The sequence below is a fragment of the Actinotignum sp. UMB0459 genome (genome assembly GCF_051905915.1).
GTDB classification, from domain to species: domain Bacteria; phylum Actinomycetota; class Actinomycetes; order Actinomycetales; family Actinomycetaceae; genus Actinotignum; species Actinotignum sanguinis.
In genome coordinates, this window is sequence record NZ_JBQAIK010000017.1 from 156,140 (window position 1) to 166,433 (window position 10,294).

Annotated in this window: 9 protein-coding genes; all 9 read right to left on the reverse strand. The window is 61.0% G+C overall.

All coding sequences use genetic code 11. The features are described from left to right. Position 1: 1 nt before the first annotated feature. Positions 2–1,483: an amidase gene (locus ACTFPK_RS06895; protein ID WP_439911355.1), complete on the reverse strand. Its 1,482-nt coding sequence runs from the start codon at positions 1,481–1,483 to the stop codon at positions 2–4. 64 nt (positions 1,484–1,547) lie between these two features. Continuing rightward, positions 1,548–2,267 (reverse strand): FMN-binding negative transcriptional regulator, encoded by a 720-nt coding sequence (locus ACTFPK_RS06900; protein ID WP_439911356.1) that lies wholly within the window; start codon positions 2,265–2,267, stop codon positions 1,548–1,550. Between the two features lie 23 nt (positions 2,268–2,290). Further along, the gene (locus ACTFPK_RS06905; protein WP_439911357.1) at positions 2,291–3,379 is read right to left on the reverse strand and encodes an FtsX-like permease family protein; all 1,089 of its coding nucleotides are present in this window, start codon (positions 3,377–3,379) and stop codon (positions 2,291–2,293) included. Beyond that, positions 3,376–4,023 carry an ABC transporter ATP-binding protein gene (locus ACTFPK_RS06910; RefSeq protein WP_439911358.1) on the reverse strand — a complete coding sequence of 216 codons (648 nt, stop codon included), beginning with the start codon at positions 4,021–4,023 and terminating at the stop codon, positions 3,376–3,378. Before ACTFPK_RS06910 ends, ACTFPK_RS06905 begins: the two co-directional genes overlap by 4 nt. Continuing rightward, on the reverse strand, positions 4,023–5,273 hold the full coding sequence (locus ACTFPK_RS06915; RefSeq protein ID WP_439911359.1) for a peptidoglycan-binding protein: 1,251 nt from the start codon (positions 5,271–5,273) through the stop codon (positions 4,023–4,025). Before ACTFPK_RS06915 ends, ACTFPK_RS06910 begins: the two co-directional genes overlap by 1 nt. Before the next feature lie 58 nt (positions 5,274–5,331). Then, positions 5,332–6,018: a hypothetical protein gene (locus ACTFPK_RS06920; RefSeq protein ID WP_394532506.1), complete on the reverse strand. Its 687-nt coding sequence runs from the start codon at positions 6,016–6,018 to the stop codon at positions 5,332–5,334. 49 nt (positions 6,019–6,067) lie between these two features. Then, complete coding sequence (locus ACTFPK_RS06925; protein WP_394532504.1) at positions 6,068–6,793, reverse strand: hypothetical protein; 726 nt, start codon at positions 6,791–6,793, stop codon at positions 6,068–6,070. Between the two features lie 78 nt (positions 6,794–6,871). Next, positions 6,872–7,189, reverse strand: coding sequence for a hypothetical protein (locus ACTFPK_RS06930; RefSeq protein ID WP_394532502.1), 318 nt, complete (start codon positions 7,187–7,189; stop codon positions 6,872–6,874). 282 nt (positions 7,190–7,471) lie between these two features. After that, on the reverse strand, positions 7,472–10,099 hold the full coding sequence (gene clpB, locus ACTFPK_RS06935; protein ID WP_394532500.1) for an ATP-dependent chaperone ClpB: 2,628 nt from the start codon (positions 10,097–10,099) through the stop codon (positions 7,472–7,474). Between the last annotated feature and the right edge of the window lie 195 nt (positions 10,100–10,294).

Consider the following 10,294-nt stretch of genomic DNA (forward strand, 5'->3'; position numbering starts at 1 on the left):
GTCACTGGTGCGGCTGCCGGATAAGCGGCCAGGGGTCCAGGGTTTCCAGGGCGGCCACAATGGAGAGCAGCAGCTGTTCTTCCCCGAAGCGGGTGGCGCCCACGTGCACCCCGAAGGGCAACTCTATGCCGTCCACTTCCGCCCGGTGGATCGGGATGGCTACCGCGGCCGGCCCGAACATATTCCAGGAACTGGTCCACGGACTCACAATGCACTGGCGCCGGAAATCTTCAGCCGGATCATCCGGGCAGCACACCCAGGCCGGATCGGCCGGCGGGGTGCCGAGCGCCGGACTCACAATCACGTCATAATCCGCGAAAGCCTCCCCCATGCGCCGGGCAATGGCATACATTCCCTGCAAGCCAGCCATGAGCTGCGGCGCGGACGCTTCCCGCCCGCGAGCGCGCAGCCACCGGCTCATCGGGGTGAGGAGTTCCTCGCGTTCGGGCGGGAGCGGAATGGCAGCCGCGCCCGCCTGCCAGATCGGCATAAAGGACTGCCATGCTTCGGGGCCGAAGGGCCGCGCGATGCCTTCCACGCGCGCGCCCATGGCACGGAAATCTTCCGCGGCCCGCGCCACGGCCTCCAGGCAGGCGGGATGGATCTCAGTATCAACATTGAGCGGTTCGGTGAGCACCCCGACCCGTAGGTCAGCCAGGGCGAGGGCGCGGCTGCGTGATTGCGGCCCGCAGCCGAATTCCGCGTCCAGGGTGGCCAGGTAGTCTCCCGAGCCCGGGTAGGGACTCCAATCCCCGGGCCGGCGCCGGGCGATAACATCCAATCCGGCCGCGAGATCCCGGGCGGTGCGTGCCAGCACTCCGGCGGTAGCCAGCCCGCTATCGGAGAAGAAAGAGGAAGCGGGGCCGGGCGAGACCAGCCCGCGGCTGGGTTTGATGCCGAGTACCCCGCAGTGGGCGGCGGGAATGCGGACCGAGCCGCCGCCGTCGTTCCCGTGCGCAATGGGGACCACGCCGGCCACAACCGCCGCGGCCGCTCCCCCGGAGGATCCACCGGCGCTGCGTGTAAGGTCCCACGGGGTGCGGGCGGGGGCGAGGCCAGCCGGTTCGGTGTAGCCGACGAAGCCGAATTCCGGGGTGGTGGTTTTCCCGATGGTCACGGTGCCGGCGTCCAGGATCGACTGGGCTACCCCGCCGGTGGTGGTGGCGATATTTCCGCGCATGGCCCGCGAGCCGTATTCGGTGGGCAGGCCGGCTACGTCGTCGAGGTCTTTGATGGGGAAGGGTACCCCGGTGAGCGGGCCGCCTTTGCCCTCCTTGAGTTGCGCGGTGGCGGCGCGGGCCTGGCGCAGCGAAAATTCTTCCGCGATGTGAGTAAATGCGCCCACCGCGGCGCCGCGGCTGCGGGCGCGCTCCAGTACCCGTTCGGTATGCGCAACGGGGTCTAGGCGGCCGGTGCGCATGAGCCGCGCCAGCTGCACGGCAGAAAGATCCAGGGGGTCCACGCTGTCCTCAAGAAATGCCATGCTCACAGTGTACGTGAGATAGGGCACGTTTGCCACCGCGAGCGGGTTATTCGGTTGCCGTGGTTTATTCGGTTTCCGTGCGGGCCCGTGCGGCCCAACGGCCGTGTTTCGCCCGCTCCACGGCTTCTGCACGCGCCGCGGCAGTGGGGATGGCTAGGTTTTCCATGAGCTCGGCTATCTGCGTGGATGCGCTCTTGTCACGACGCCGCCGCAAGTTGGCCGCGGTGGCAGCAATTTCCTCCGCGGATAAGTTCTGGGAGAGCTTGGCCTTGCCAATAATCTCCGTAACTTTAACATCCACGCCCACGATGGCGCGCAGCATGCGCCGCAGCTGGTCCGGCCGCGCGTGGGTATCCGGGCGCCAGGTACCTCCGTGGTGGGCAATTTCGTGGGCGTCAACCAGTTCGCGCAGGGTGGGGATGAGCCAGGCGGGATCCTCGTGGATAGTGAGTTCACCGCGTAGGTGCACGGTGAGGTAATTCCAGGTGGGAACCCGAGCCAGCGGCGCATCCGCCGGGCCGGATGGCATATCGGAGGGCGATATATAGGTATTCGGGCCGGTGACCACCATGAGGCAGGGTCCGCTATCGCCCGCCTGGGGATTAATACGTGCCATATGGCTGTGGAGGTGGAGGGAGCCGGCGTCGTCGTACTTAATATTAAAAGGAAGGAGCGTGGCATCCAGGCCGCGCGGGCCGGCCGTTATTAATTCTCCCACGCCGATCTGGGCAGCTAGTTCCACCGCGCGTTCCGGTTCCAACGCAAAACGACTCGCCACGTACATGACAGCCAGTGTAATGCGCGCGGCTACGGCGTGCGCATGACCTCCACGGGGTCACGGTAGGCCGCGAAAATCGCCGGGGGAATGCAGGCGAGCAACGCTACGAGCACCGCGAGCACCCCCACCGCCACCGAGAAATCGAGGGCGACCGGATTGCCGCTCAGCCGGCAATAAGCCCAGGCCGCGGCGATTCCCAGCGCGGTGCCGCCCACGGCCGGGTAGGCAATACGCGCGATCACCAAGGCCACCAGCCCGCCCCGGGTAATGCCGAGGGTACGGCGCCGGCCCAGGTCACGGCGGCGGATAAGCACGTCGGCCAGGACTACCGCGGCGATAAAGAGCGCACCCACCCCGAGAATAAGAATAAGGAGGGCGCGGCCCATGCCCGCTACCTGCCCAGTCACCGCCACGCCCTGTTTCGCCTGGCTGACGGAGCTGCGAATAATAAGTTTGGTGGGGTCGAAATCTCCGATAGCCGCGAGTGCAACATCGGTCACCGCGGCAATATTTTCGGCGTCGTTGGCCAGCGCGGTCACCCGCACATAGGCGCCCGAGCCACCCCCGGCCAGCAGGTAATTATCGAGGTCCTCGAATCCGCCGCTGGGGGTGAAGGAACCAACCACGGCCCATTGCCGCCCGCCGCGCGATTCCACGTACCCGCTGGGGAGGGCCAGGCGCAGCTGCGGCAGCATGGCTTCGGGCACGATAGCTTCTCCCGGGCCGGGATAACGCCCGGCCGTTAATGTAATTATTTTGGAGATGTCGCCACCGGTTTCCACCAGGGCGAACAGCTGGGAGGCGGGGCCGAGCGGCCCATTGACCACGTCCACCGTGCTCCGGTATCCCACTACCCCGGCCACCCCGGAGGTGCCGTGCAGGGTTTCCAGGAATGCTTCGGGGAGCAGCCCGGCGTTATTCTGATCGATGAGGGTGAGCTGGCGGGCTTGCGGGCCGGTGAGCTGGCGGTGCAGCTCGGCTTCGGTGGCGGCCTGGCGGCCCACCGTCACTAAGGACGCCGCGCACATCACCCCGAGCACCAGAGCCACCAAGATGGTGGTGACCAGGGCCCCGCGCGCATTTTTCGCGCCTTCGCGTAGCAGAACAGCGAATTTCATAGCCGCACCACCTCATCTGCTGCATTGACCACCGTGGGATCGTGGGTGGCAATAATGACACTGCATCCAGATTCTGCGGCCTGGCGTAAGGCGCCGAGCACGAGGTTGGCATTATCCGGGTCGAGGTTTCCAGTTGGTTCGTCGGCCAGGATGAAGGTGGGGGAATTGACGAGGGCGCGGCAGACCGCCACGCGCTGGGCCTGCCCGCCGGAGATTTGCCCGGGTCGGTGGTCGGCGCGGTGTTCCAGGCCCAGGCCGGCCAGGAGTTCGCGGGCGCGGGCGCGGGTGGAGGCCAGCGAATGGCCCGCGTATAGCCCGGGTTCCATCACGGAATCGAGGACGGGGCGGGTGGGGTCAAGTTCGGAATCTTGGAAAACGAAGCCGATGCGGCGGGCGCGCAGGCGCGAGCGTTCCCGGTCGGTGAGCTCGCTGGCCGCGGCGCCGTCGATGAGGACCTGCCCGGAGCTGGGCGTGAGCGTGAGCCCGAGGAGGTAGAGCAGGGTGGATTTGCCGCGCCCCGAGGCCCCGGTCACCGCGGTAATGGCGGCGGGGGCAAAAACGTGGGTGAGGCCGTCGAAGAGTTCTTCGGCGCCTTTCCGGTAGCGGAAGCGCAGCTCACGGGTGGCGATACCGGGCGCGTCCATTACTTCGTGCTTTCCGGGCTCGGGGTGGCTTCGGTTTCTGATTCTGCGCCGGGGTCGGTTTCCGTGCCTTCGCTAGTGTCCGTGCCTGAATCTGCGCCGGAGCCGGTTTCTGAACCTTCGCGGGAACCGGTATCAGCGCCGGACCCACCGGGCGCGGGGGCATCAGACGCGCCGGAACCACCGGGCGCGCCGGCCTTCTTCGCGTCGGCCAACGCATACACGCTTTCTCCAGCCCGCACTCCCTCAACTACCGCCAGGCCGCCGGCCACGGTCTGAACCGTGACGGTGCGGGGCGCGGCCTCCCCCACGACCCTCACGCTCACGGTCCCATCCGGCATCGTGGACAGCGCGGAAACCGGCACGGTAGGCCCGGTCACCGCGGGCACAATCTCAATATCGGTAAGGAGATAGGCTTTTTGGCTGGCCGGTAATTCCCCGCACCGAGTGCCGCACAGCAGCCCGCCGTCTTCCGCGGTAACAGGGACCTTGACCTGGCCCCCTCCCGTTTCCTCCGGCTCACCGGTAATACCGATGAGGGGCTGTTCGCCCAGCTTCACGCGAATACCCATTCCCGGCTGAATCATAGCCTGCTGTTCGCGCGTGATTTCCATATAAAAACTGGGCGTTCCTGACACCGAGTTAATAATATTTTCACTTCCGTTCAGGGCCGCACCGGGCCAGGCAATACTGCGGTCCAGGGTGAGCGCAGCTGGTAGTTGCGGCACTGCCACAAGTTCTCCCAGGCCGACGACGCCGCTCTGTTCCTGCCCGCGCGCTTTTTGCCACGCTTTCGTTGCCGCGGTGGTGGCGGGGCCAAATTTCCCATCTGCCACGGTTCGCGAATAACCGAGGGTGGCAAGGAGCCGCTGGTATTGGGAGACGTCCTCACCTTCGGTTCCTTCGGCGAGGGGCCGCCAGAAGGGGGTGGAACCTTCTGCCGCGATTACCTCGGTGTTTCCAACGGTGTAGAGGGTGTCGCCGGCGTGGAATTCTCCGTCTGCGGCAACGGAGGTGATGGTGCCGTTGAGCTGGTTCACGGCAACTGGTTGTGCCGCGCGTTCTACCGTGGTGGAGAGTGTGAGGGTGCGGCCAATATTTTGCTCAGTTACGGTGACGGTCATTGTCTCCGCTCCCGTTTGGGTGATCCGCTCCGGGGGTTTCAGGGTGGTGCGGCCCGCCCAGAATGCCAGTGCCGCCACGAGGAGGAGTGTTATCACACCCGCGAGGATCTGAGTTATTCTCTTGTTCATGGCAGCACGCCTTTCGTGGTAGCCACGCGGTTACACGTGAATGGTAAACATCATGGGGTTATTTTATTCCATAGAATTCTGTGGCAGGAGGAGTCTCTGGGCAGACTTTCCATACCTCTACCGGGATTCGGAATCCGAGAGAACCGCCGTTATCCGGCCACCAGCGGTGCTCCGGATCGGTGTGGAACTTGGCGACATAGGTTTCCCGAGCGGGACGTTCGGAGATATCAACCTTATAACCATGCGCTTCCAAGCAGGGAATATAGTATTCATCCCAGTAGTCCCACTGCACCCGCAGCTGATCCTCCGATAAATCAGTTATAAACTCCGGATCGGTAAAATACATTGATATGCACTCATAAGTGGCCAAGTTGTACGCCTTTTCTTGTGATTCCGGTATGGCACCATCAGAACCGATACCCCCTTTGGGATTAGCATGAGACGCAAACCCCTTGTTGGTTAGACACTCAGCTCTTTTAATATCCGATTCTTCTGATGGTGTCCGCCATTCAACCAAAGGAACATCGGGCGCGTCTTCAATCCCCCAGTAATCCACGTGCCGTTTCAACCACTTCTCGCGAAAAGCAAGCTTCTGTTCCTCGGTGGTGTAGCGCGGCGTAATCTTGATCTTCGCTTTCCAACTATTCGGATCCCACTCATATGCCGAAGCCGCAGCTGTTTCGTTTCCAGTTTCGCGGGCGCTCCCGGAATCTGAATCCCCACTCGAGCAACCACCCACCGCCACGAGTAGGAGACTCAGGACACATACAATCCTGTTTTTCATTTCTTAGGCCTCATTCCAAGCCATAAAACTGGGAAGCGGGAGGAATCTCCGGACAAATCTTTAACACCTCTGGAGGGATTTCGAATCCAAGAGAGCCTCCATTATCTGGCCACCAGCGATGCTCCGGATCGGTGTAGAACCTGGTGATGTAGGTTTCCCGAGCAGGCCGTTTGGAGGTATCAACCGTATAACCATGCGCGGCAAGACAAGGAATATAGTATTCATCCCAATAATCCCATATCACTCGCAATTGATCTTCTGACCAGTCGGTAAGAAATTCCGGATTAGGAAAATACTTCGCATAACACTCATACGCAGCAAGGTCGTACGCCTCTTGTTGGGATTCTGGAATACCCGGGTCAAAAGCGACTCCGCCCTGAGGCGGCACATAGGCACTAAAACCCTTTTCCCTGTAACATTCGGCAAGCTTAACATCCAGCAATTCCACAGAGTTTTGCCATTCCACAAGAGCAACATCCGGCGGATTCTCAATCCCAGAATGCTCCGCATCACGTTTTAGCCATTGCGCCCGGAAAGCAAGCTTCTCCTCCTCCGTGTGATAACGCGGTGAGATCCTAATTTTTGCCTTCCAGGTATTTGAATCCCATTCGGATGCCGAAGCCGCAGCCGCCTGATTTCCGGACTCTCCCACGCTTCCGGAATCGGAACCACTAGTTCCGCAGCACCCCGCCACCATAAGAGCGACAAAGAAAACGGCCAACTTTTTCCACTTCATAAGCCACGCCCCTTCGCGATACACGTGGTGGCGAGAAAGACAGAGCTTCCCCGCCACCACACAAGTATGGAATACGATCTACCAGTCGATTGGGGTACAGGTAGCGTGGGTAGGTGCACGAAGAAGCTCCGGTGCCGCAGCGCTCCAATTACCATTGAAGTGGTTAGAAACAACGCTCACCCTATACAGAGTTGCCTTATTGTAAAGCACGTCACTTCGTACTTTTATGGTCATGCGCTCCATTGTCTGCTGTTCCGCATACACCCCAACATGCGCCTGGTTGAAGTTGCACTTCTTGTAGCCACCCACCTGGATAGCACTGGCCGATGGCATAAACGCCACGATTGATAGCAATGTTGCCGCGAATGCAGCACCTACTTTCCGGATAGTCTTCATGATCTGCCTCCTGTTCACCTTCGAACGGTTGGGACTTGTGACCCTTGACGGCGCTCGGATAAGCGCCGTTAAAGCTACGCTAAAGGATGCTTTAATGATCTGTCAACACCTTGGCACCACTTAATTTCGGCAACCACATCGCACGCACCGGCATCGCATTTAACGGCGCATCTGTCGCAATATTTCGCTCAATGGCGTTGCGACTACCACTCTTCACGGAAACAGAACGTCCGGGGTGTGCCGCTTCGGCACACCCCGGACGTAGATAGGGCAATTTAGTTATTAGGATTCAGTGCTGAGCCGCAGGGCATAACTACGGCCCGAAGTCCCACTACTGGCCGTGGCATTTTCCTGGGTATCCACCCGGATGGTATCCCCGTCATGAGCGTCACCGGCGAGGATCATGCGAGCTAGCTGGTCACCGATCTCCCGCTGGATAAGCCGGCGTAGCGGGCGGGCCCCGTAGGCCGGATCGTATCCGTCCATCGTCAGGTAATCGCGCGCCGCCGGGCTCACATCCAGATGCATCCGCCGCTCACCCAGCCGCTGCTCCAACTGCGTAATTTGCAGATCCACAATCTTGCCAATTTCCTCCATGCTCAGCGGATGGAAAACAATCACGTCATCCAAGCGGTTGAGGAACTCCGGCTTGAAATGCGCCCGCACCGCAGCCATGACCGTGTCATATTGGGCCGCCGCATCCATGGTGGGATCAGCCAAAGCCTGAGAACCCAAATTCGAGGTCAAAATGAGGAGGGTATTGCGGAAGTCCACGGTGCGGCCCTGGCCGTCCGTGAGGCGCCCGTCGTCCAAAACCTGGAGCAGAATATCAAACACATCCGGGTGCGCCTTTTCCACTTCATCAAGCAGAATCACCGAGTAAGGCCGCCGCCGCACCGCTTCGGTGAGCTGGCCACCTTCCTCATAACCCACGTATCCCGGAGGTGCCCCGACCAGCCGCGAAACCGAGTGCTTTTCGGCGTACTCCGACATATCGATACGCACCATGGCGCGCTCGTCGTCGAACATAAAGTCCGCCAGCGACTTCGCCAACTCCGTTTTCCCCACACCCGTAGGTCCGAGGAAGAGGAAGGAACCATCGGGCCGGTTCGGATCCTGCACCCCGGCGCGCGAACGGCGCACCGCATCGGAAACCGCCCGCACCGCGTCCTGCTGGCCAATAAGGCGATGCCCGATTTCCTCTTCCATATGGAGGAGTTTCTCCGTTTCGCCCTGCATGAGTTTACCCACCGGCACGCCTGTCCAGGCCGCCACCACTTCGGCGACTTCCTCAGAATCGACCCGTTCGGCAATCATCGGTTCATGATCGCGAGCCTGGCCATCCGCTTCGGCCGCTTCCGCCGCCGCGATCTGGCGTTCCACCTCCGGAATATCGCCATTTTGGAGCCGCCCGGCATCCTCATACCGGCCCTCGCGGACCGCTAACTCAAACTCGGTGCGCAGCTCATCAAGCTTGACCCGCAAATCACCCACCCGGTTGCGCCCGGCCTTCTCATTTTCCCACCGAGCGGTCAGGGCAGCTAATTCTTCTTTGCGATCCGCCAATTCCGCGCGGATGGTTTCTAGGCGGTCGGCGGTAGCTGCGTCGTCGTCCTGCGTTTCAGAAAGATAGGACTCCTCCATGGTGAGGCGATCCACCTGGCGTTGCAAAACGTCGATTTCCTCCGGGGAGGAATCCAATTCCATGCGCAGGCGGGAAGCTGCTTCGTCAATAAGATCAATAGCCTTATCAGGAAGCTGACGGCCGGTAATATAGCGATTCGACAGCTGCGCCGCGGCAACAAGAGCACCGTCCGTAATTGTTACTTTATGGTGTGCCTCGTATTTCGGGGCGATACCACGCAAAATTGTGATGGTATCTTCCACCGAGGGCTCGCCCACGAAAATCTGCTGGAAGCGGCGCTCCAAAGCCGGATCCTTCTCAATATTTTCGCGGTACTCATCCAGGGTGGTAGCACCAATGAGTCGCAATTCCCCGCGCGCAAGCATCGGTTTGAGCATATTTCCGGCATCCATAGCACCTTCGGAACCTCCACCGGCCCCCACGATAGTGTGGATCTCATCAATGAAGGTAACGATTTCACCCGCGGCCTCCCGAATCTCATTTAGGACAGCCTTGAAGCGTTCCTCGAATTCACCACGGTATTTCGCACCGGCAACCATGGAGGCAACATCTAGCTGAATAAGCCGCTTGCCACGCAAAGATTCCGGCACATCGCCATTGACCATGCGCTGCGCCAAACCCTCCACAACGGCGGTTTTCCCAACACCCGGTTCCCCAATGAGCACTGGATTATTCTTGGTACGCCGAGAAAGGACCTGGATCACGCGGCGAATTTCGCTATCGCGGCCGATCACCGGATCCATTTTTCCTTCCCGAGCCATCGCGGTGAGATCCTGACCGTATTTCTCCAACGCCTGGAACGTGCCTTCCGGATCCGCGCTATCCACCTTCGAGGTGCGTACGCGCGGCAGGGTAGCACGCAGCGCTTCGTGCGAGGCGCCGGCATTCCGGAGGATCTCCCCCGCCTGGGACTGCGAAGCCGCAATCGCCATGAGGAGATGCTCGGTAGAAATATAGGCATCCCCCAGGCTGGTTGCTTCCTTACCAGCTTCCGAAATCACCCGCGAGAGCGGGCGCGAAGCCCCGGGATTTTGCACCGAATCCCCCGCCGAACGCGGCAGCGAAGCCAGCGCCCCGGATACTCGCTCCGCGATCTCCACCCGATTAGCCCCCACCGCTTCGAGCAGAGCAAGAGCAATCCCACCTTCCTGGGCGAGCAACGCGCTCAAGAGATGCACCGGCTCTACCTGGGGATTGCCCGCATCCGTCGCCGTGCGAATGGCCTGCGCCAAAGCTTCCTGCGACTTCGTTGTTAGTTTATCCATGACAACTCCTTACATCGGCGGCGGCTACCTGTTCACCACTTCGCCGATCCACTCATAGCAACGCAAGCTTTCTTGAGTCTATTCCACTCAAGTTAGAAGATGCGCTAATTGCGTTGTTCTCCTTACCCTGCAAGCGACGCACCCGAACCCGTCCGCCTATACTGGATGAATTGCATACCGAATGGAGGAGGAGCG

Coding starts and splice junctions, on each gene's coding strand:
- ACTFPK_RS06915 (WP_439911359.1), bottom strand. CDS start 5,273: ATGAACAAGAGAATAACTCAGATCCTCGCGGGTGTGATAACACTCCTC.
- ACTFPK_RS06895 (WP_439911355.1), bottom strand. CDS start 1,483: ATGGCATTTCTTGAGGACAGCGTGGACCCCCTGGATCTTTCTGCCGTG.
- clpB (WP_394532500.1), bottom strand. CDS start 10,099: ATGGATAAACTAACAACGAAGTCGCAGGAAGCTTTGGCGCAGGCCATT.
- ACTFPK_RS06910 (WP_439911358.1), bottom strand. CDS start 4,023: ATGGACGCGCCCGGTATCGCCACCCGTGAGCTGCGCTTCCGCTACCGG.
- ACTFPK_RS06930 (WP_394532502.1), bottom strand. CDS start 7,189: ATGAAGACTATCCGGAAAGTAGGTGCTGCATTCGCGGCAACATTGCTA.
- ACTFPK_RS06900 (WP_439911356.1), bottom strand. CDS start 2,267: ATGTACGTGGCGAGTCGTTTTGCGTTGGAACCGGAACGCGCGGTGGAA.
- ACTFPK_RS06925 (WP_394532504.1), bottom strand. CDS start 6,793: ATGAAGTGGAAAAAGTTGGCCGTTTTCTTTGTCGCTCTTATGGTGGCG.
- ACTFPK_RS06905 (WP_439911357.1), bottom strand. CDS start 3,379: ATGAAATTCGCTGTTCTGCTACGCGAAGGCGCGAAAAATGCGCGCGGG.